The 19,002-nt window shown below is 69.2% G+C and carries 17 protein-coding genes and 4 pseudogenes; 11 read left to right on the top strand and 10 right to left on the bottom strand.

What is annotated here, in order from left to right; translation table 11 throughout:
* The 4 genes from AOK11_RS38635 to AOK11_RS09440 form a co-directional block, all read right to left on the bottom strand.
* Nucleotides 1-632, bottom strand: a 632-nt coding sequence (locus AOK11_RS38635; RefSeq protein WP_240497272.1) for a helix-turn-helix domain-containing protein, incomplete at its 3' end; no start/stop codon positions are given.
* Nucleotides 626-859, bottom strand: coding sequence for a hypothetical protein (locus AOK11_RS44645; RefSeq protein WP_240497271.1), 234 nt, complete (start codon nt 857-859; stop codon nt 626-628). The genes AOK11_RS38635 and AOK11_RS44645, both read right to left, overlap by 7 nt.
* A 27-nt stretch (nt 860-886) precedes the next feature.
* Nucleotides 887-1,108 (bottom strand): hypothetical protein, encoded by a 222-nt coding sequence (locus AOK11_RS09445; protein WP_055593216.1) that lies wholly within the window; start codon nt 1,106-1,108, stop codon nt 887-889.
* A gap of 99 nt (nt 1,109-1,207) precedes the next feature.
* Nucleotides 1,208-2,638 carry a S41 family peptidase gene (locus tag AOK11_RS09440; RefSeq protein ID WP_157869312.1) on the bottom strand — a complete coding sequence of 477 codons (1,431 nt, stop codon included), beginning with the start codon at nt 2,636-2,638 and terminating at the stop codon, nt 1,208-1,210.
* Between the two features lie 155 nt (nt 2,639-2,793).
* Between AOK11_RS09440 and AOK11_RS38625 the strand changes: the two are divergent.
* Nucleotides 2,794-3,512 (top strand): annotated as a pseudogene (locus tag AOK11_RS38625) (IS6 family transposase).
* Between the two features lie 454 nt (nt 3,513-3,966).
* Here AOK11_RS38625 and AOK11_RS46680 read toward each other — a convergent pair.
* On the bottom strand, nt 3,967-4,050 hold the full coding sequence (locus AOK11_RS46680; protein ID WP_420902978.1) for a three-helix bundle dimerization domain-containing protein: 84 nt from the start codon (nt 4,048-4,050) through the stop codon (nt 3,967-3,969).
* Between the two features lie 41 nt (nt 4,051-4,091).
* On the opposite strand from AOK11_RS46680, the pseudogene AOK11_RS44640 reads away from it, so the two are divergent.
* Nucleotides 4,092-5,036: pseudogene (locus tag AOK11_RS44640) on the top strand (integrase core domain-containing protein).
* A gap of 42 nt (nt 5,037-5,078) precedes the next feature.
* Here AOK11_RS44640 and AOK11_RS09420 read toward each other — a convergent pair.
* A complete protein-coding gene (locus AOK11_RS09420; protein ID WP_055593212.1) occupies nt 5,079-5,984 on the bottom strand; it encodes an NmrA family NAD(P)-binding protein in 906 nt (301 codons plus the stop codon).
* Nucleotides 5,985-6,404: 420 nt separating this feature from the next.
* Here AOK11_RS09420 and AOK11_RS43860 point away from each other — a divergent pair, with 420 nt between their 5' ends.
* On the top strand, nt 6,405-6,635 hold the full coding sequence (locus AOK11_RS43860; protein ID WP_206188804.1) for a hypothetical protein: 231 nt from the start codon (nt 6,405-6,407) through the stop codon (nt 6,633-6,635).
* Between the two features lie 78 nt (nt 6,636-6,713).
* Here AOK11_RS43860 and AOK11_RS44635 read toward each other — a convergent pair.
* Nucleotides 6,714-6,824 (bottom strand): annotated as a pseudogene (locus AOK11_RS44635) (transposase); the annotation flags it as partial.
* Between the two features lie 344 nt (nt 6,825-7,168).
* Between AOK11_RS44635 and AOK11_RS09405 the strand changes: the two are divergent.
* The 4 genes from AOK11_RS09405 to AOK11_RS09390 all read left to right on the top strand — a co-directional run bounded on the left by AOK11_RS09405 (nt 7,169) and on the right by AOK11_RS09390 (nt 12,296).
* Nucleotides 7,169-9,463: an FUSC family protein gene (locus AOK11_RS09405; RefSeq protein ID WP_055593209.1), complete on the top strand. Its 2,295-nt coding sequence runs from the start codon at nt 7,169-7,171 to the stop codon at nt 9,461-9,463.
* Between the two features lie 601 nt (nt 9,464-10,064).
* Nucleotides 10,065-10,142 (top strand): hypothetical protein, encoded by a 78-nt coding sequence (locus AOK11_RS46675; RefSeq protein ID WP_364743994.1) that lies wholly within the window; start codon nt 10,065-10,067, stop codon nt 10,140-10,142.
* Nucleotides 10,143-10,308: 166 nt separating this feature from the next.
* The gene (locus tag AOK11_RS09395) at nt 10,309-11,175 is read left to right on the top strand and encodes an alpha/beta fold hydrolase (protein WP_055593207.1); all 867 of its coding nucleotides are present in this window, start codon (nt 10,309-10,311) and stop codon (nt 11,173-11,175) included.
* Nucleotides 11,176-11,372: 197 nt separating this feature from the next.
* A complete protein-coding gene (locus tag AOK11_RS09390; protein WP_240497270.1) occupies nt 11,373-12,296 on the top strand; it encodes an Imm49 family immunity protein in 924 nt (307 codons plus the stop codon).
* A gap of 160 nt (nt 12,297-12,456) precedes the next feature.
* On the opposite strand, the pseudogene AOK11_RS44630 reads toward AOK11_RS09390, so the two are convergent.
* From AOK11_RS44630 to AOK11_RS42720, 3 genes and pseudogenes are all read right to left on the bottom strand, one after another.
* Nucleotides 12,457-12,573 (bottom strand): annotated as a pseudogene (locus AOK11_RS44630) (transcriptional regulator); the annotation flags it as partial.
* A gap of 677 nt (nt 12,574-13,250) precedes the next feature.
* Nucleotides 13,251-13,976, bottom strand: coding sequence for an IS6 family transposase (locus tag AOK11_RS09380; RefSeq protein WP_107098539.1), 726 nt, complete (start codon nt 13,974-13,976; stop codon nt 13,251-13,253).
* Nucleotides 13,977-14,017: 41 nt separating this feature from the next.
* Entirely contained in the window at nt 14,018-14,278 is a 261-nt protein-coding gene (locus AOK11_RS42720; RefSeq protein WP_276204811.1) for an HD domain-containing protein, read from the bottom strand.
* Between the two features lie 812 nt (nt 14,279-15,090).
* Between AOK11_RS42720 and AOK11_RS09370 the strand changes: the two genes are divergently transcribed.
* The 4 genes from AOK11_RS09370 to AOK11_RS46670 all read left to right on the top strand — a co-directional run.
* Nucleotides 15,091-16,767 (top strand): NAD(P)/FAD-dependent oxidoreductase, encoded by a 1,677-nt coding sequence (locus tag AOK11_RS09370; RefSeq protein ID WP_055593203.1) that lies wholly within the window; start codon nt 15,091-15,093, stop codon nt 16,765-16,767.
* Nucleotides 16,764-18,281, top strand: a complete 1,518-nt coding sequence (locus AOK11_RS09365; protein WP_055593202.1) for an ATP-binding protein — start codon at nt 16,764-16,766, stop codon at nt 18,279-18,281. Before AOK11_RS09370 ends, AOK11_RS09365 begins: the two co-directional genes overlap by 4 nt.
* Nucleotides 18,278-18,628 carry a UBP-type zinc finger domain-containing protein gene (locus AOK11_RS09360; protein WP_055593201.1) on the top strand — a complete coding sequence of 117 codons (351 nt, stop codon included), beginning with the start codon at nt 18,278-18,280 and terminating at the stop codon, nt 18,626-18,628. Before AOK11_RS09365 ends, AOK11_RS09360 begins: the two co-directional genes overlap by 4 nt.
* 210 nt (nt 18,629-18,838) lie before the next feature.
* The coding region (locus AOK11_RS46670; RefSeq protein WP_079034730.1) for a transposase at nt 18,839-19,002 on the top strand (164 nt) is incomplete at its 3' end.

The raw sequence follows: 19,002 nt of genomic DNA, 5'->3' as shown, positions 1-19,002 counted from the left end.
TCTCGGCGTGCGCGTTCCTCCTTGGTGCCTGCGGTGTGGTCTTGAGGATCTCGATGCCGTCGGCGGTGAAGACGGCATCGAACGCCTGGGGGGTAGCGGCTGTCGCGGTCACCCAGCAGGTAGCGGAAGCCGGCGGCGCGGCCGCCGAGGTCGGCCATGAGGTTTCGGGCGAGCTGGGTGGCCCAGGCCGCGGTGGGGTGGGCGGCGACGCCGAGGATGCGCACGGTGCGCGTGCCGACTTCCAGGGCGAAGAACACGTACAGCCGCTTCAAGATCACGGTGTCGACGTGGAAGAAGTCTGCGGTCGGCAGGCCGGAAGCCTGGGCGCGCGGGAACTCGCGCCAGGCCGGACCTCCGCTGGGGCTGCGCCGGGGTGCGGGGCCCAGGCCGGCGCAGCGCAGGATGCGGCGGACGGTGGATGCGCCGACGCGGTGGCCGAGGCGGCGCAGTTCACCCTGGATGCGGGTATGGCCCCAAGCCGGGTTCTCGCGGGCCAGGCGCAGGATGAGGGCGGTGAGTTCCTCGGAGATCGGCGGCCGCCCGGTGCGCGCGGGTTTCTGCTCCCACTTCCAGCGGATCAGCCAGCGGTGCCAGGACAGCAGGGTTCCGGGGTGACCAGACGGTTTCAGCACAGCCTGCTCGGCAGGTGCCGGGCGAGGGCGGCGAGTACCGCGCGGTCCGGCCAGGTAAGGCGTGGCCGGACGCCGAGCTGGCGGCGCAGCACCGTATTCTCTTGGCGCAGCGCGAGTAGTTCGATGTCCTTGGCCTCCGCCGAGCGGGAGAGCAGCACGAGCAGTGCGAGGAGTCGGAGGAAGATCAGGTAGAGCATGCGCAACGCCATGCAGTCCGAGCTTGCCATGATCACCTGAAGCAGCAAAGTGCCTGCTCAGGGGCTATGCGTGAGTATTGGCACCCTACAGGCGAACCAGAACCGGTCCGCCGGCTCGTAGCGGACCGGGCCGTCCGGTTGGCGGCGCAGCACGGCGTTCTCGTGCCGCAGCACCAGCACCTCCGCGTCCTTCGCAGTGTCACGGCGCAGCAGCGCACCGGGGACGGACAGCAGCTTGCGGGCCACCTTGTACAGCATGGAGAAGATCACGGCGGACATGGTCCCAGCCGAGAACGCTCCACCGTCCCGACCTGCGGCGATGACTTTCCGAGCCCTCACACGATCATCCCAGGCCGGTCGGCCAACGTGACAATGCCATCAGGTGGATCCGCGGGGGCATGGCGTTGTCGTTGCCGGCGGCTTGTTCGCGAGATGGTCGAGGGCGCGGGCGACGGCCGAATCGCAGCGGCGTCCGATCTCCGTGGCCGTGAAGACAGGGGTACGGAACTCCTGCGGCACCGGGATGCCACGGCCCTCGAAGCTCTGCCCGGCCGCGTTCCGGTAGTCCTCGTTGCTGAGGTCGAGGGACCAGCCGCCGGGCAGTGTCCGCGACAGTTGGTCCGAGAAGATGCCCTGCGTCGGGCGGCCGATCAACGTGGGCTTCGGCGAGCGGTTCAGCAGCGTCATGACCGCCGTCTCGCCTGCGCTCACCGTGAGGTCGCTGACCAGCAGCGCGATCGGTCCGTGGAAGCCGGGGCGAGCGCTGGGAGACACCTGCAGCTTCTCGTACGGCGTGAACCCGGAGGCCGCCTGCGTGTCGCGCGCCCGCTTCTGGAACGCGAAATGGGGCGTGTCCGTCAGCCGGGAGGCGAGTTCGAGGCTGAGGCCGTCGAAACCGCCCTCGTTGAGGCGCAGATCGAGCACGAGGCCGCGCCAGCCGTCCTGCTCCGCGACGGCGAACACCGTGTCCAGGGCTTGTTCGAACTTCTCCCGGTCGACGTCGTACGACTCGTCCGCGAAATCGTCGAGTTGCGTGATGCGCAGGTATCCCAGGTGGCCCGGCAGCCCGCTCGCGTACTCCACCTTGTCGTCGATGACGGGAGTGAGCCGCTTGCCCAGCCTTGCTTCGATCGCGGGCCGGAAGGCATCCGTGTTCATGTCGGCCGAGTCGCGTGTGCCCGGCCGTTTGCCGTACAGGCTGAGGTCCTCCCCCTCGATACCGGTGTGCATGTCGCCGAGCTCGCTGACTGTGTCACCCAGCAGCTTGCCGAGCATCCGGTCGGTGTTGTGCATGGCCAGGGCCGCCCGGTCGCGCTTTCTGCCCGCCGCATCAAGCCTCCGGTGCGCATAGGGCGGGTAGTGCTCAGCGAGGTTCTGCCAGAAGACGTCGAAGGTCTGCAGACGACGGTCGGCCGCGTTCCTCGAGACCGCGGACGGGCAGCCGGGCAGCTTCTCGAGCCGGTTCATGCGGATGTGCCCGGCCGACCCCGGCTCCCGCACGATCAGATGGCCTCCTTGCCTGCGGACGACCAGCTCGACCTCACCCTCCTCACCAAAGGCCGTTGCCTCGCCATCGCGGCCCACCGGTGCCAACAAGTCCCCCCGGAGGCAGCTCACCGATGTCTGCTCGTAGGAGGTGAGCCGCGTCTTCCCCGCACCGTCCCGGGCGATGTCGAAGACGTAGCCGTATCCGGCGCTCTGCCATATCCCCTCGATCGCCACGGCCCGGTCCTCAGGAGTCCGGTCCGCAACCGAGCAAGCGGTCAGCACCGCGGCGAGCCCCACCAACAGCCATTGTTTCCGCGCCATGAGCGCGAACGTACCGTAAGCCTCCTGAGCTACGCGGCCGCCCCGATTACCTTGTGGGGCTCGGAAAGTCATCATTGCTACTCAGGGGCGTTGTCACGTTGGCTGACCGGCCTGGGGTGATCTTCTGGTTGGTCGTGCCGGGGAGGGGTTCGCTCGTGTCGTCCGCGCCGCCGTTGTACAGGGGGCACCGGTACCCGGTGGAGATCATCGCGCCCTGCGTGTGGCGGTACTTCCGCTTCCCGCTGTCGTTCCGGAAGGTCGAGGAGCTGATGCTCCAGCGCGGCGTGCTCGTCTCCCACGAGACCGTCCGCCGCTGGTGCGCGAAGTTCGGCCAGACCTACGCGAACGGATTGCGCCGCCGCCGGTCCCGGCCCGGGGACAAATGGCACCTGGACGAGGTCTTATCAAGATCAATGGCGGGCTGAAGTACCTGTGGCGGGCCGTCGACGCCGACGGGAACGTGCTCGACATCCTGGTGCAGTCCCGGTGGGACAAGGCCGCGGCCCGGCGCTTCTTCCGCAAGCTCCTGAAGACGACCCGCGCCGTGCCGCACGTGGTCGTCACCGGCAAGCTCCGCTCCTACGAAGCGGCCCACCACGAGGTCATGTCCTCGGTCGGGCACCGCTGTCACCAGGGCCTGAACAACCGGGCCGAGAACTCCCATCAGCCCACCCGGCAGCGCGAACGGGTGATGAAGGGCTTCCGCTCCGTGGGCGGAGCCCAGCGGTTCCTGTCCGCCTTCAGCGGGATCTCACCCCACTTCAGGGCACGCCGCCACCTGATGACCGCCGGCGAACACCGCCTCGAGATGATCATCCGCTTCGCCATCTGGGATCAGGTCACCGGCAGCACCGGCCTGGCCGCGGCGGCCTGACTCAGCACACCGGCCAGGCCCCAACACGCCGCCGGCCGCTCACACCCGTCAACGTGACAACGCCCCCATCGACCTCCGGGACCGGCTTCCCGGACTCGGTCATGATGCGTACTGCCCCCTCACGGAACTCCGCATCGAACTTCCGCTTCCCCGACGCCATGACTCCCGACTTCCCCTTCCGCCATGGTGTCTCCACGTTAAGAGGGGAGGCTCGCCTCGGCCGTCCCCTCGCCAACTGGCGTTTTACGGCCTGCTCGGTGCCTTCGGCGTGGTTGGAGCGCTGGAGTGGCCCGTCGCGATTGCCGTCGGCGCAGCCACCGAAGTGATCAGCGGGGAGAGGGGCCAGCGAGGGCGCCGCGAGGAGCAGCGCCTGGGGCAGGCTCCCCAAGTGAGACCACAGCCCCACCGGCACAGGCCACGAGGTCGGCGTGCCAACTCAGAGGTGACCGCCCGATCAGTCCATTTCGCCCGGATCAGGGAGGTCGGCCAGGATACGGCGGGCTCGGCGTTCCACCAGGACGGGGACGAAATCCCGCACGGGCCTGTCACGCAGGTGGTTGTACGCCTCCCCAGCGGCGGCTGGTCCGCTACGAGCCGGCCGACCGGTTCTGGTTCGCCGCCCTCTGCGGGCGATGCCCCGACGGTGCCGGCGCGAGGTCTTCCCGGTCACCCCCGCCACCCTGCTCGCCTGGCATCGCAGGTTCATCGCCGCCACGTGGGACTGCACCGCACGCCGACGCACCGGACGCCCGCCCACCCGAGCGGCGATCAAGACGCTCGTCCTGCGACTGGCCCAGGAGAACCCGAGGCGGCGGCACAGGCGCATCCAAGGGGAGCCCGCTCGACTCGGACATCGGATCGCCCCCTCGACGGTCTGGAAGATCCTCAACGCCGCGGGTGTCGACCCGGCATCGCGCCGCTCCGGCCCGACCTGGCGCGAGTTCCTCACCACCCAGGCCGAGGGCATCATCGCGGCAGACTTCTCCCACCTCGACACCGCACTCGGCAAGAGGCTGTACGCGTCGGCGTTCCTCGAGCACGGCACAAGACGCCTGCACATCACCGAAAGCCACCGCCCAGCCCACCCGGGAGTGGGCCGTGCAACAGGCCCGAAACCTCGCCGCCGACCTGGGCATGCGCATGGAGTCTCTGCGGTTCCTGCCGCGGAATCGTGATGGCAAGTACGGTGCGGCGTGTGACGCGGTCTTCGAGGCCAGGGGACTGGACGTCGTCAAGAGCGTGCCACGGGCTCCTCGGATAAACGCCCACGGCGAGAGAATCAGCGGCAGCATCCGGCGCGAGGCCCTCGACCACGCCCTGATCGTGAACGGGGCCCACGCCCGCCAGGTCCTGGCCGCCTGCCAGCGGCACTACAACGCCCACCGACCTCACCAAGCCCGACAGCAACTACCGCCTGATGCCAAGGAACGGCCCGACGCCACAGTGCACGACCTCAACGCCCGCCGAGTGCTGCGGACCCAGATCCTCGGCGGCGTGATCAGTGAGTACCGCTACATCGCTTGACCGGCGACGATGACTTTTCGATCGGCACACGGTCCGTGCGGTTCAGCCTAGGTAGAAGTCTTGGTGGGCGGCCACGAACGCCTCGATCGTCTGGGCGGGTACACCCGTCACACGCTCGACGTCGTCGGACGCACGGTCGTAGCGATTCTCACGGTGCAGCCGAGCCATGGTGGCGATGTGCTCTTCGGTGTGCGGCGGCAGGCCCACCTTGGCGAGCACCTCGGTTCGCCACCACTCCAGCGGCACATCCACGTAGGACACCGGACGTCCCAACGCCCGTGAGTACTCTTCGGCCATCTCGTTCATGTTGACCGTGCGGGGCCCCGTCAGCTCGTAGACGTTACCGATATGCCGGGCTGGCTCGCGCAGCACAGTGGAGACCACCCGGGCGACGTCGTCCACGGCGACCGGCGACGTGCGCCCGGTCCCGAACGGCAGCTCGATCGTTCCGTTCCTCCGGATAGATTGTGCCGCCAGCGAGGTGAACAGCGGGTTGTCCAGGAACGACGTCGGCCGGATGTGCACCACTGGCAGGCCTGACCAGTTCAGGACCTGTTCCGCCAGCCAGTGCAGCCGCTGCTGGTGGGACTCCGTGGTGCTGGTGGAGGTCATCTGGGACACCGTCATCTGCGACATGCCCACCAGAGCGTCCAGTTCCCGGTGCTCGCGTGCCAGGCTGGCCATCACGGTCGTCGCCAGCAGATGGTCCGGCGATACCGGCAGGGCGAAGTACACCCGCCGGACGCCCTGCAGCGCGGCCGCGACTGATTCGGGTCGGGTCAGATCGCCGACGACGACTTCCGCGCCGAGCACCCGCAACCCGGCCGCACGATCGTCGTCGTGGTGAACCAAGGCACGTACCGGCACGCCTTGCCCGCGCAACTGCTCGAGGACCGTACGGCCGACGCCACCGGCGTTGGCGATGAGAACAAGGTTGCTGGCAGCCATTGGTCGATCTCCTCGGGAGTAGCTAAGTAGCGGAGCGGGAGCCGCTGGTGCAGCTCGGGTGCACGCGTCAGGCGGTGGTCGTCGTGCGCCGCCGCGGTGGACTGCCGCACAGGCCGAGCAGCAGCGCGGCGCCGACGGCCCACAGCGCCAGTGTGACAACGGGGCCTGCTGCATGCGCGCCGTCGAAGTAGCTCAGATCGGTGATGATGCGAACGGCGGCGCCGGGGGCAGCAGCGCGGAGACGGCTCGGGCTGCGGAGGGCAGCAGGTCGGCGCCGATCGTGGCACCGCTGGTGGCGTTGCCGACGGTGAGCAGCAGGAGGTGGCGACGGGAAGTCCGGCGGGGCCGAGGTGGGTGCCGAGCAGCTTGGTGGTGAAGGCGGCCGCGGTTGCCGGCAGGGTCAGGGCCAGCATGAGCGGAATGACCGGGGCGGGAATCACTCCCAGAACGGGACCGTCGATGGCCGCGGCGATCGTGCCGATGGCCAAGGAGGCGCAGCGGTACTGCAAGCTGCCCTCCCCGCCGACGCGGGAGTGTTCCGCAGGACGCAGGCGGGTGGCCGCAGACTGCGGAGACCGAGCCGAGATGACCGTTCGCTTCGCCGTCTGGGACCAGATCACCGGCGCTGCCGACCGGTCCACCACGGCCTGACCCCAGGCCCTAAGCGCAAGCCCATCAAGCCCCGACGGCGCCATCAGACACTCATACAACGTGACAGCGCCCTCAGGTGAACACGCCGTCCAAGGCATAGCGGCGGAAGCGGGTGTACACCGTCTGCCACGGCCCGTAGCGTTCCGGCAGGTCGCGCCGGGAGAGCCCGGTACGGATCTTGTAGACGACCCTAAACTGCACCTCGGTCGGGCAGCCGAATGTCTGCTGCCGGCTTTGGCTGCTCGTCGACATCCCGTCCGTCTCCAGGGAGTTGGTCCGGTTCCTGCCGGATGCCGGCGCATCTCCCGTCCTGCGGCGTTCCATGTCCAGCAGGTGGCCGACAACGGCACCCGTCTCATTTACGACTCTGCCGCCAGCGCCCTGTCCGTCTATCAAGACGGACACTCCGTGTCCGTGGCCGCTGCCTGTGGCGTCGCCCCGAGGTTCTCGCCCTACTGCGGCGCATCGCGGCTCAGGATGGATGGAAGACACTGCTTGGTTGCCGTGCCACCACCTCGCCGAGGCGGATTGCGATGATTCAGATGCGTCAGTTCACCGCGTGGTTGCGCCGCCGGGATCCGGGCCTCGCCGCCATGCGGCGGGCGGCCAGGACCGCGGTGGTGATGCCGTCCCTCTTCGCGCTGTGCACCCAGGTCTTCCACGCGCCGGTCACGGGCACCTTCGCCGCGTTCGGCGCGTTCGCGATGCTCTTGCTGGTCGAATACACCGGCCCCGTGGTGCAGCGGCTGCGTGCGCATGCGGCGCTCGGCGCGGCCTGGCTGGTGCTGGTCTCACTGGGCACCCTCGCGTCGCGGTCGGTCTGGATCGCGACTGCTGCAACGCTGGTGGTGGGCTTCGTCGTGCTCTTCTCGGGCGTGGTCAGCTCGGTCCTGGCCGGCGCCACGACGTCGCTGCTGTTGGCGTTCATCCTGCCGGTATCTGCGCCCGCTCCCCTGGCCCAGCTGCCCGACCGGCTGATCGGCGTGGTGCTGGCGGCCGGGACGTCCGTGATCGCGGTCCGGCTGTTGTGGGCGAGGACTCAGGCCGATCCGCTCAGCGCGCCGGCGGCTCGGGTCTGCCGGGCTGCGGCGATGCAGTTGTGCACCGATGCGGACTACTTCACGGGCCGTGCCGCTGGCCCCGCCTTCGGGGAGTGCCGTGCCTGCGCCCAGGAGACCAGGTCGAGCACACAGAAGCTGCAGCAGGCGTTCACCGCCACCCCCTACCGGCCCACCAGCCTGTCCACCGAGTCCCGGGCACTGGTCCGCCTGGTCGACGAGCTGACCTGGCTGAGCGCGATCCTCGCGGAGGCCGCCCCCGCCGTCGAGGACGGTTCGACGGGCACCCGGCAGTCCTCGGTGGTGCGCAGGGTCGCTGCCGCCGTACTGGAACTGGCGGCGGAGATGCTCGATGACCCGCGCATCACGCCAGACCGCCTGCGCGCCGGGGTGGAGGAGCTCCGTCAGGCATTGACCGCGCTGGAGGACGGGGCAGTCAACCGGCTGCCGATGCCGGGCGGCGGCTCCGGTGGCAGGCGTGGCCTCGACACCTTGGTCGACAGCCTCGACGTTACCTTCCGGGCTCAGGAGGTGGCCTTCATCGTCCTGCAGATCGCCCGGCACGTCGACATCGCCCGGACCGCCGATCACCGCAGCTGGCCGGACCGCCTGCTCGGCCGCGAGCCCGGATCCCCGACCAGTCGCCTGACCAGCGCCACGGAACGCGCCGCCGCACATATCGAGCCGCACTCCGTATGGCTGCACAACAGCATCCGCGGCGCCATCGGCCTGGGCATCGGCATCGCGCTGGCCGACGTGACCGGCGTCCAGCACGGCTTCTGGATCACGCTGGGCACCCTGTCGGTGCTGCGTTCCAACGCTCTCAGCACCGGGCAGAACGTCTTCCGCGCCCTCGGCGGCACCCTGGCCGGCTCGATCCTGGGCGCCGGTCTGCTCCAGCTCATCGGACACCACACGACCGTGCTGTGGATCCTGCTGCCCGTCGCAGTGATGGCCGCGGGCGTCGTCCCGGCCGCGATCTCGTTCGCCGCCGGGCAGGCGGCCTTCACGCTTACCCTGGTAATCCTGTTCGACATCGCCCAGCCAGCGGACCTGTCGGTCATCCTGTTCCGTATCGAGGACATCGCGCTCGGCTGTGCGGTGAGCCTGGTCGTCGGCCTGCTCTTCTGGCCGCGCGGCGCGTCCGCCGCCCTCGCCAGGGCGTTGGCGGAGGCGTATGTCGACAGCGCGCGCTATGTGCTCGGGGCAGTGGGCTATGCGGTGTCCTGCTGTACTTTCAGGCCCGAAACCATCGAGCGCCCGCAGGAGGGCCGCCGGGCGGCGGCCGCGGCTCGCCGACTGGACGACGCCTTCAGGACCTACCTGGCCGAGCGCGGAGCGAAGGACGTCTCGTTGTGCCAGACGACGACTCTGATCACCGGTGTCGTAGGGCTCCGTCTGGCCGCCGACGCGGTCCTGGAGCTGTGGCGGCGGGCCCCGGGCGGCCGACCGCTCGAGGACCGCGCCGCCGCGCAGAGGGAGCTGCTGGTCATGGCGGAACGGGTCTTCCGGTGGTACGAGAGTCTGGCCGAGGGGCTGGAGAGCGAAGGGCCGGTGCCGGAGCCGCTGGAGTCCGACCGGAAGCACAACGCCCGGCTGGTCGAGGCGATCCGCCAGGACCTGCGTGATGCGGACGGGCGGGCGACGGGGACTGGCATCCGCATCATCTGGACCGGCGACCATCTGGAAGCAGTGCGGCGGCTCCAGTCGCCCATCGCGGCGGCAGCCGGTCACGCCGACGCGCGCGGTGCCGTGATTGGATCAGTTTGACTCCGCAGGTGCCGACAACCCACTCAGTCGCGCTTGGCCAGGGCCTGACGGGCGGAGTGGCCCTCGGCCCAATCGGCCAGCCTGGCCGAAGGTGACGGTCGTGTCCACCAGGACGGCGTCGTGCGCGCCGGAGATGAGCGTGCTGTTCATGAGGGACCACATCGGCTTGCCCCTGTCCCCCTGCGCAGGCGCTCCGGCAACGGACACATGGGAGCCATCGGCGGCCGTAGCCGGGGATGTCTGATAATGCCCGTCGCACGGCCTGGCACGGCACGGGCTGCTGCCTCCCGGTGGACCTGACGGGGTGGCGCCGGGGTCAGGTCGGCGGGGTCCACGGCGAGGCGGTGCAGCATCTTCGGCCCTCTGGATTGCAGTCTTCCACCCCGAACACAGAGTCGAACATGAGACCGATCTGCCACCTGACCTGCCCCGCCTCCGCACCCTGGAGACCTGACTCGTCCTCACCCTCGAGCAGGTACGGCAGCAGATCTCCACAGCCGAACGCCGCAAGCAGGAGCGGCAGCGGAGAGAGCAGACCCGGCCGCCCATACACGACTGGATCCTCGAAAGCGGCCTCAACCGCGGCTCACCGCCCGCCGCTGTGCACGTCGGAGGCTGCCACATGGCCGGCAAACGCCCTGGAAAGGCGTACCGCGAGACGTCGCCCTGCATGCGCTGACCGAGGGCGTCGACGCGCGCGGGCCCTACCGGCCCGACGCTGCACTCGGCTGCCTGGATGGCCGGGTTCTGTCTCTTTTTCACCCGATTGCACTGGATGGGCGGGCGCGACGCCATCGATGCGTGAACGCTGATGTGCCATGCCCCCGGTGGAAAGGGAGTACAGCATGGCGGCATCTGCGGTCCATGGCATACGACGCCGCACACGACGTCTCCACGTCACGGCGGCGGGGTGCGCCGTCGCCGCCCTGTGCACGGCCCCGGCGACCCCGGCCCTCGCGGACCGTGGAGCGGGCGGCGCCAAGCCCACCATCGTGCTGGTGCACGGCGCCTTCGCCGACGGCTCGAGCTGGAACAGAGTGATCGAACGGCTCGAACGCCGCGGCTACACGGTCATGGCCCCGGCCAACCCCCTGCGCGGGCTGTACAGCGACTCCACCTACATCGCCTCCGTGCTGAAGAGCATCAAGGGGCCCATCGTGTTGGCCGGCCACTCCTACGGCGGAGCAGTGATCAGCACGGCCGCGGCAGGAAATCCCCAAGTCAAGTCCCTGGTGTACATCTCGGCGCTGATGCCCGACGTCGGTGAGAGCGGCATGTCGTTGTCCGCCCGGTTCCCCAGCGCCCTCGGCACCGCCACCACGTCCGTGCCGTACCAGGCCGACGGCGTCAGCGGAACCGACCTGTACCTCAAGCGCGACAAAGTGCATCCGGTCTTCGCGGCCTGCCTGCCGGCGAGTGAGGCGAACCTGCTGGCGGTTGCCCAGCGGCCTGCAGCGACCACCGCCTTCTCGGAGAAGGCCAAGGTCGCAGCGTGGAAGAACATCCCTTCATGGGCCCTCGTCGGCCGGCAGGACATGACCATCAACCCGGACCAGGAACGCTTCGAGGCCAAGCGCGCCCACTCCCACACCGTGGAGATCAATACCTGCCACGTATCCCTGATCGCCCGCCCCGACGCCGTCGCCGACCTGATCCTCCAGGCCACCACCGCAACCGCGACGACCGCCGCGGCCGATCCCCGAACGCGCTGATCCGTGCTGACTCCACCAGCTACCTTTCCGAGTTCCGATACTCCCCCGAGCCTGACCCCTGCGGAGTTGTCTCCGTGGTCGGGTACGTGCCGGCCGTCCGGCAGCCGCTTGTAAGCGCCGGGCGGACAGTCCGCGTCCAGCGTCAGGATCAGCAGCCACGCACGGCGCTGTCGGTGGCCGTTGACAGGATGGCGGGCATGACGATCAAGGACGTGACACGCCACGATGTTGCCGAACAGCGGATAGAAGACACCCTCCAGCGCGGGATCCGCCGGGCCATCGGGCATTGGTCCGACATGCGCCACAACGGGCGTCCCCTGCGACAGGGACTGCGGGAGATGGGCGGCGACCTCCTCGACCTCGCCGCCGCCCGCACCTTGGAAGATCCCGCCCTGGACACGCCGGCATCGCGCACGGTCCTGCTCACCGCAGCGGAGTGCGCCCTCGGAGAACTGAGCTTGGGCTGCTTCCCCGGCGGCGACTGGGACGTCCCCCTCCCCCTCGTCGACGAGACGCTCACCAGCGAAGAGATGCACTACGAGGAGACCTGGGAACCGGCGTCCCCGGCGACCACGGCGCAGACCTGGGTCCGGGCCTTCGCCCTGTGCGTGATCAGCGGCCTCGTGTGGGAGCGCAGCCGGGTCATCGGCCCGCTGCTGCACGAGGACTACGCGCCTGCCATCCGTGACGGAGTGCCCTATTCGAAGCGGGAGTCGGTAAGCACCCCGGCCGACCTCGCCGAGATGGACGCGCTGTGCAACTACCTGACCATCGTGCACGGGCGTTGTCCCGGCGCCCTCCCCGGCCCCGTCCCGCTGGACAAGCCCGACGCCGAAGTGCGGGCCCGCGCCGCCGAACGGCTCGACGCGGCCGGCGCTCTGGACCCGGACCAGGAGCTGCTGCGCGTACTGCTCGACGACGACCAGCCCGCCTTCGAACATGCTTTGCCCGAACGGCTCCTGGAACACCGTGCGGGCGTTGGTACCGACCCGGCGCCGCGCAGCCTGCTGCCGGCCAGGACCGCCGCGCTGGCCGCGCTCGCCTCCCTCGCACACGGATGGCAGCTGGGCATCCGGTCCGCCTACCTGCCCAACTCCCTGCTGCGCACACCACAGCACTGACGAAACGGTCACCCCGGCACCGTGGACGCCGGTTCACCATCTGGACGAAAGCCGGTTTGTGGCCGCGTCTGCACACCGAGATCCTCAACCGGCTGCCAGCCGTCGCGCTTGGCGGAGCTGGCCAGGCATGACGGCCGCACTGGGGCATGATCGTCCGTTGCCGGATGTTGAGCGTACGGAACTCCACGACACACTGGCGGGGCCGGTCGACCTGGGACCGACTGATCGGGTGGATCGCCACCCGGGTGCCGCGGCCTTCACGATTGAGGCGGGCGAGCGGGTCTCGGCCTCGGCAAAGCGCAGCCGCGGGCCGCGGCTCTCGGCCAGATCGCCCGTGAGACGCAGCCTGCGCAGCCGCAGGGGAGGATCGCGGCGAGTGGCGAGGATCGCGTGCGCGCGGCCGGGAAGGCGGGTCAGAAGCGAGGTGAGCTGTTCGAGGCCCTCCGCCGAGCCCAGCTCATGAAGATCGTCGAGCACCAGCGTGACGGGGTTGTCGGTCTCGGCGAGCTCCGACAGCACCCGGTCCACCATGGCGCTGCCATCGAAGCCGGGCGTTGCGGGCGGCAGCTCCGCCGCCTTGTTCAGAGCACCGCGGATCACGCCGATCAGGTCGAGCCAGAACAGCTGGGCGTCGTGTCGGTCGAGTACCGAGACGAACGCGATTGGACACTCCCGACCGGACCGAGAAGCCCAGCCCCGCAACAAGGAGGCCTTCCCGCTGCCCGCGGGGCGCCGAGATGATCGTCACTCGCTGCCGTGCCGCAAGGTCCAGGGCGACGACTGAGGTGACCCCTGGGATGTGGACACACTGAGAATGGATCTTGTAGGTCCAGGAAGGTGTAGATCCATATGGCAAGGCCCTCGAAGTACAACGCGGGGCGTTGTCACGTTGTTGGGTGCGTGAGTGTCTGATGGCGTCGTCGGGGCGTGGTGGGCCCGGTTCGGGGCCTGTGCTCAGGCCGTGGCAGGCAGGCCGGCGACGCCGGTGACCTGCTCCCAGATGGCGAAGCGGAGGGCCATCTCGGCGCGGTAGTCGGGTGCGGCCATCAAGTGGCGGCGGGGCCGGAAGTGGGATGAGATGCCGCTGAACGCGGACAGAAACCGCTGCGCTCCACCGGTGGAGCAAAAGCCCTTCATCGCGCGTTCGCGCTGCCGGGTGGGCTGGTGGCTGTTCTCGGCCCGGTTGTTCAGGCCTTTGTGCGAGCGGTGCTCGACGGAGGGCATGACCTCGCGGTGGGCCGCGCCGTAGGAACGCAGCTTGTCCGTGACGACCACCCGCGGCACCGCACCGGTCCTCTTCAGCAGCCTGCGGAAGAAGCGCCTGGCCGCGGCCTTGTCCCGGCGGGTCTGCACGAGGATGTCCAGCACGTTGCCATCCTGGTCCACGGCCCGCCACAGGTAATTCCGCTCTCCGTTGATCTTGATGAAGACCTCGTCCAGGTGCCATGTGTCCCCAGGCCGAGGCCGCCGACAGTGCAGCGCGTTGGCGTAGGCCTGCCCGAACTTGGCGCACCAGCGGCGGACCGTCTCGTGGGAGACGGTCACACCGCGCTCGAGCATCAGCTCCTTGACCTCCCGGAACGACAGCGGGAAGCGGAAGTAGAGCCATACGCAGTGGGAGATGATCTCGACTGGGTACCGGTGCCCCTTGTACGACGGCGGCGCGCTGTCCACGGACAATCCCTCCCCAGCGTGATCAACCCGAAGATCATCCCACCGGGTCAGCCAACGTGACAGTGCCTTCCGATGTCATGCATGGCAGCCAGGAAAGAAACCAGCGAACGCGCATTCTCCTGCGGGATGTCGAGCCCGGCGCTGATGACCTTGCGTTGGCTCGGGGTCAAAAGCCAGCCCCACAGCACCGCGGCCACCGCACCCACATCGATCAGGTGGAACAGCAGCGAATACACCCTCGTATGATCGAATTTCCCCCACGGACGAAGGTCTACACCGTCGTACCGGGCATCCTCAACAGCTCCCATCCCCACACGCTGCCACCCCCTGAACCCGCGGCAGCCTGATCGCCTGAAAAACAGAGCAAACAGCCTCACGCCCACTAAAATCCACACTCGCCCTGCCCGTCTATCCCCGTATGGCCCAATTCCTGATGTGGCATCATTTCCCTAGCAGTCGCGAGCGAATGACAGGCAAAGTGCGCCAGAATGACCAGGCCAGAAAGGGTAGAGCCCGCGCGAGCGGGAGTGACTCGTCGTCGATCGGTTCAGGGTGCAGCACACGCGAGCGACAGTCGTCAGTGCCATACGCATCGACCCTCGGACAGCCTGCTGATAGGCCTGCGAATTCGGGCGGCACACGCGGTCGGCATGGAGCCGTGTGAAGGTCACCTCACTGAACACCTTCAGAGTGAAACAGCAGGTCACAACCATCTTCGTATTGTGATTCCCAGTGGAATGAACAGGCGATTCTCAGATGCCTGTATCAACAGTTCTCATGTCATGTCTGAAGCAACCCCGTGTCTCTCCTACATTTAGCGGGCCATGGAGCTATCTCAAATGACATCGGAACGAGGATCATCTATGGCAGGGAAGTGAGAGTCAGCAGGATCGGGTTCGAACAACGGCGGGAGCTGCTCGCGCAGCGGCATCCTCTGCAGGGCCTCGGCGGCAGCGCGCTCCTCCTGCTCCTTGCGCCACCGGTCCCCCTCCGCCAGCCTGTCCCGCCCCTCCGCACACTAAGACAAATCGGGACGATCGAACATACGATGGGCGAAAGCCGGCGCGGTGCCGCAAGGACGCACCGGGCCGCCTATCCGACCACGCGGGGTGGCAGACACATGGCACAGGCCGTGGAGCCGACGCGGACCGTCATCATGACCGTGGACGACGACCCTGGGGTCTCCCGCGCCGTCGCCCGGGACCTACGGCGGCGCTACGGCGCCTCGTACCGGATCGTGCGCGCGGAGTCCGGCGAGTCCGCGCTGGACGCGCTGCGCGAGCTGAAACTGCGCGGCGACCTCGTCGCCGTCATCCTGGCCGACTACCGCATGCCGCAGATGAACGGCATCGAGTTCCTCGAACAGGCCCTGGACGTGTACCCGGGCGCGCGGCGGGTCCTGCTGACCGCGTACGCGGACACCAACGCGGCGATCGACGCGATCAACGTCGTCGACCTGGACCACTACCTCCTCAAGCCCTGGGACCCGCCCGAGGAGAAGCTCTATCCGGTCCTGGACGACCTGCTGCAGGCCTGGCGACGCAGTGACTACCGGCCGGTGCCCAGCACCAAGATGGTCGGGCACCGCTGGTCGGCGCGGTCGTCCCAGGTGCGGGAGTTCCTGGCCCGCAACCAGGTGCCCTACCGCTGGTACTCCTCCGACGAGCCCGAGGGCAGGCGGCTGCTGGCCGCCGCCGGGCAGGACGGGCAGCGGCTGCCGCTGGTGGTCACCCCGGACGGCACGCCCCTGCTGGAGCCGGAGGCACCGGAGCTCGCGGCCCACGTGGGGCTGGCGACGACACCGGCGGCCGACTTCTACGACCTCGTCGTGGTGGGCGGCGGCCCGGCCGGGCTCGGCGCTGCCGTGTACGGGGCCTCGGAGGGGCTGCGGACGGTGCTCGTGGAGCGCTCGGCGACCGGCGGGCAGGCCGGGCAGAGCTCCCGAATCGAGAACTACCTGGGTTTCCCGGACGGCGTCTCCGGCGCCCAGCTGACCGACCGGGCCCGCCGGCAGGCGGCGAGGTTCGGCGCCGAGATCCTCACCACGCGCGAGGTGACGGGCCTGGAGGTGGGCGGCGCGGCCCGGACCGTACGGTTCTCGGACGGCTCGGCGGTCGCCGCACACAGCGTGATCCTGGCGACCGGGGTGTCCTACCGGCAGCTGCCCGCGGCCGGCGCGCGGGACCTGACCGGCTGCGGGGTGTTCTACGGTTCGGCTCTGACCGAGGCGCCGTCCTGCCAGGGCCAGGACGTCTACATCGTGGGCGGCGCCAACTCGGCGGGGCAGGCGGCGATGTACCTGGCACGGGGCGCCAAGTCGGTGACCCTGCTGGTGCGGGGCTCCTCCCTGTCGGCGTCGATGTCGTACTACCTGGTCCAGCAGATCGAGGAGGCCCCCAACATCTCGGTGCGCACGGGCACCGTGGTGGAGGCCGCGCACGGCTCCGGCCACCTGGAGAAGCTGACCCTGCGCGACACGGCGAGCGGGCGGAGCGAGCTGGTCGACACCCAGTGGATGTTCGTGTTCATCGGCGCGGCCCCGCTGACCGACTGGCTGGACGGCATGGTGCTGAGGGACGGGCGCGGGTTCATCCTGGCCGGGCCCGACCTCACGCCCGACGGACGTCCGCCCCCCGGGTGGGAGCTGGACCGGCCGCCGTACCACCTGGAGACCAATGTGCCCGGCGTGTTCGTCGCGGGTGACGCGCGCGCGGAGTCCGCCAAGCGGGTCGCGTCCGCCGTAGGAGAGGGAGCCATGGCCGTGATGCTCGTCCACCGGTATCTGGAGCAGTCATGAGCGGCCGGCCGATGCCGTGCAGCCCGAAGGAGATCGGCTCGCTGTTCCTGTTCGAGAAGCTGTCGGGCGAACAGCTGGGCCGGCTGTGCCGCGAGGGGCGGATGGAACGGTTCGATCCCGGCCCGGTCTACACCGAGGGCGAGCCGGCCGCCTGCTTCTACGTGATGCTGGAGGGCACGGTGGTGCTCTCCCGCCGGGTCGGTGGCGACGACGTGGAGGTCATCCGGTCCTCGCAGCGCGGGGTTTATTCGGGCGCCATGCAGGCGTACCTCGGGGGCCGGCTGCGGCAGGTCTACAACAACTCGATGCGTGTCACGGAGCCGACGCGGTTCTTCGTGCTGCCCGCCGAGACGTTCGCGGACATCATGCGCGAGTGGTTCCCGATGGCGGTGCATCTGCTGGAGGGGCTGTTCTTCGGGGCGAAGAGCACCCAGGCGGCCGTAGGGCAGCGGGAGCGGCTGCTGGCGCTCGGGTCGTTGTCCGCCGGGCTCACCCATGAGCTCAACAACCCGGCGGCGGCGGCCGTCCGGGCCACCGCGACGCTGCGGGAGCGGGTGGCCAGGATGCGGCACAAGCTCGCCCTCATCGCCGAAAGCTCTTTCTCCAGGGACCAGTTGGCGAATCTCATCGACATCCAGCAACGAACCGCCGAGCGGGTCGCCAAGGCACCGGTGCTCACCCCGCTGGAGGTGGCCGACCGCGAGGACGCCCTCACCGATTGGCTGGAGGACCACGGCATCGAGCAGGGCTGGCAGATCGCGCCGACCTTCGTACAGGCCGGGCTCGACGTGGACTGGCTGGAGCAGGTCGCGGCGGCCGTCGGGCAGGAGATCCTGCCGGGCGCCGTGGGCTGGCTCAACTACACGGTGGAGACCGAGCTGCTCATGGACGAGATCGCGGACTCCACCACCCGAGTCTCCGCTCTGGTGGACGCCGCCAAGCAGTACTCCCAGCTGGACCGTGCCCCCTACCAGGTCGCCGACGTGCACGAGCTCCTCGACAGCACGCTGCTGATGCTGTCCGGCAAGATCGGGCCGCGGATCAGGATCGTCAAGGAGTACGACCGTACGCTGCCGCGGATCCCCGCCTACCCGGCGGAACTGAACCAGGTGTGGACCAACTTGATCGACAACGCGGTCTGCGCGATGGACGGCGCGGACGGCGACGGCACGCTGACCGTGCGCACCGCGCTCCACGACGACCAGCTTCTCGTCGAGTTCCGGGACACCGGGCCCGGCGTGCCGCCGGAGATCCGCGACCGCATCTTCGACCCGTTCTTCACCACCAAGCCGGTCGGCCGGGGCACCGGTCTGGGGCTGGACATCTCCCGGCGGATCGTCGTCAACAAGCACCACGGCGGCATCGGAGTGGAGTCGGCGCCCGGCGACACCCGTTTCCGGGTACTGCTGCCCCTGGCAGCCGTCGAACCCGACGGAACGGCACTCTCCTCCGCCTCGTCCGACGGGCCGCCGCTCACGTCCGAGGACCGTACGACATCCCAGGAGCCGTCATGACCAGCGACACCGGAATCGACCCCCGCGTCCAGCCCAGCGGCACCGGCTGCGTCGAGTGCGACGCCGCAGGCGGCTGGTGGTTCCATCTGCGGCGCTGCGCGCAGTGCGGCCACATCGGCTGCTGCGACGACTCCCCCGGCAAGCACGCCACCGCCCACCACCGGGCCACCGGGCACCCGGTGATCCGCAGCTACGAGCCGGGCGAGGGCTGGTTCTGGAACTACGACACGAACGAGCTGTACGAGACCGGCCCCGAACTCGCGCCGCCGGTGAGCCACCCGGCGGACCAGCCGGCGCCCGGCCCGGCGGGCCGCGTCCCCACGAACTGGGCGGACGTGCTGCGCTGAGCCGTCCCGAGCTGCCCGCCGTCGCGCATGCGCGGCATATTGCCATGCGCAGGACGTATGGCATCCACCCCACTCAGCGATCGGCGAGTGACCGACTGTGTGTCATCCGCAGAGATCTGACGCCATGGGAGACGCTTTCCCTTTGAAGCTTCCCCTTGATGTTGGACACCTGGAGACTGGGACGTGAGGTTCCAGAGGAAGTAGTGCCAGGTGGGAAACAAGAGCAACCGCAGTAGGCGGTACACGCAGGAGTTCAAGCGGGACGCGGTCGCCCTGGTCCGCTCCTCCGGCAGGACCGTCACCGAGGTGGCCCGGGAACTCGGCGTCAGCGCCGAGGGGCTGCGCAACTGGGTCAGGCAGGACCAGGTCCTGTC

Source organism: Streptomyces hirsutus, from assembly GCF_001418415.1.
GTDB classification, from domain to species: Bacteria; Actinomycetota; Actinomycetes; order Streptomycetales; family Streptomycetaceae; genus Streptomyces; species Streptomyces hirsutus.
Note: the sequence above shows the minus strand (reverse complement) of the source record. Positions and strands in the feature narration are given on the sequence as shown.

Coding starts and splice junctions, on each gene's coding strand:
- AOK11_RS44645 (WP_240497271.1), bottom strand. CDS start 859: ATGGCAAGCTCGGACTGCATGGCGTTGCGCATGCTCTACCTGATCTTC.
- AOK11_RS09445 (WP_055593216.1), bottom strand. CDS start 1,108: ATGTCCGCCGTGATCTTCTCCATGCTGTACAAGGTGGCCCGCAAGCTG.
- AOK11_RS09440 (WP_157869312.1), bottom strand. CDS start 2,638: ATGGCGCGGAAACAATGGCTGTTGGTGGGGCTCGCCGCGGTGCTGACC.
- AOK11_RS09420 (WP_055593212.1), bottom strand. CDS start 5,984: ATGGCTGCCAGCAACCTTGTTCTCATCGCCAACGCCGGTGGCGTCGGC.
- AOK11_RS43860 (WP_206188804.1), top strand. CDS start 6,405: ATGACCGGGGCGGGAATCACTCCCAGAACGGGACCGTCGATGGCCGCG.
- AOK11_RS09405 (WP_055593209.1), top strand. CDS start 7,169: ATGATTCAGATGCGTCAGTTCACCGCGTGGTTGCGCCGCCGGGATCCG.
- AOK11_RS09395 (WP_055593207.1), top strand. CDS start 10,309: ATGGCGGCATCTGCGGTCCATGGCATACGACGCCGCACACGACGTCTC.
- AOK11_RS09390 (WP_240497270.1), top strand. CDS start 11,373: ATGACGATCAAGGACGTGACACGCCACGATGTTGCCGAACAGCGGATA.
- AOK11_RS42720 (WP_276204811.1), bottom strand. CDS start 14,278: ATGGGAGCTGTTGAGGATGCCCGGTACGACGGTGTAGACCTTCGTCCG.
- AOK11_RS09370 (WP_055593203.1), top strand. CDS start 15,091: ATGGCACAGGCCGTGGAGCCGACGCGGACCGTCATCATGACCGTGGAC.
- AOK11_RS09365 (WP_055593202.1), top strand. CDS start 16,764: ATGAGCGGCCGGCCGATGCCGTGCAGCCCGAAGGAGATCGGCTCGCTG.
- AOK11_RS09360 (WP_055593201.1), top strand. CDS start 18,278: ATGACCAGCGACACCGGAATCGACCCCCGCGTCCAGCCCAGCGGCACC.